Genomic DNA, 1,160 nt, shown 5'->3' with positions numbered 1-1,160 from the left:
CCTTCTGACTTGGTGATACTGGCTTGGATGTCGGGCTTACGCTCACCGAGTAGCTTGATGCTTTTACAACAGGCGAGTATCCTTCTATGTCGGCTCTCAAGGATGGCGATACCTTGCCAGCCAACGAAGTAGGGATGGCTACCGATACCGATGGCACCCCCTTGCCCGCCGCAGAGGGGGATACCGACCAGGTACTCCACCTGGCGGGATTCTTAGCGGCAACCTCCGCTAACTCTCGCTCCGTATAACCGAAAGCCTTGGCCCATTTGCTGGCCACCTTTGTCCCCTTGTAGTTAAGTAGGATAGTGTAGAAGTCTGCTATGTCGTTGATACGATGTGCTGCCGGTGCGATGTTTGATACTTGGAAACTGGTGATTGAGCCGCCCTTGCGTAACCCGGTCTCGCTCAATGTCATAATCTTCAATCTACCGACGCCCGGTAACTTTATGGTAATGGGCTTCTCCGCATACAGATACCCATAGGCACCCTCCGCCGCTTCCAGGCTACTAACCGATTCCTCAAAGGTGTGGATGTCGGTGATCTTCTCCCACTTACCACCAGCAAACTTCTCTATTGTACCAGGCTGCTCGGGGTTCACTCGCACCTTGGTGCCGACCTTGCGGAGCTCCTTCATAATGTTGGCCACATACGTATCAAGTTCGGTGGCTGTCATGCTGGTTTGAATATCTATGTCATGCCACTGGCGCCAATCCCGCAGTGCCTCCTTTAGTTGAGGGCGCATGGTGGAGCTGCCGTATACCATTTTAACCTTGGGGTTCTTGATGGAAACCTTCAAAATGGCTGCGGTTTCCTCGGGTGTGAGCCGTTGGCTACCTGCCAGAATCTCCGTCGGCTGTATTTTTGTCGGGGTGGGTTTTCGGGCAAAGCCCGGTACCGCTTGATTCCACACCGCTTTTACCTTGGCTATATCTGCTTCGACAACACCCATCTTCCGCAATGAGTTCTCGGTCCCCAGTAGGGTAGTCTCTATCTTGGTGACGGGGTGCCAACCTGCCTCTATCTGTGCCATGGTAGGCCGTTTTATACCCAGTTCTCCAACTGCAACCTTCCCTTCGGATATACCTATCATTGGCTTGCCATTGACTTGTACCCCTCGCCAGACAGTGACCTCAGTTCCCTCACCGGTTGGAACCTTCACC

General features: G+C 53.4%; 1 protein-coding gene. It reads right to left on the bottom strand.

Translation table 11 applies throughout. The features are described 5' to 3' along the window. Positions 1-1,160, bottom strand: a 1,160-nt coding sequence (locus HWQ67_RS19225) for a hypothetical protein (RefSeq protein ID WP_218254307.1), incomplete at both ends; no start/stop codon positions are given.

Source organism: Candidatus Magnetobacterium casense (assembly GCF_019173545.1).
GTDB lineage: Bacteria > Nitrospirota > Thermodesulfovibrionia > Thermodesulfovibrionales > Magnetobacteriaceae > Magnetobacterium > Magnetobacterium cryptolimnobacter.
The sequence above is the reverse complement of the archived record's forward strand: the minus strand, read 5'-3'. Positions and strand labels throughout refer to the sequence as shown.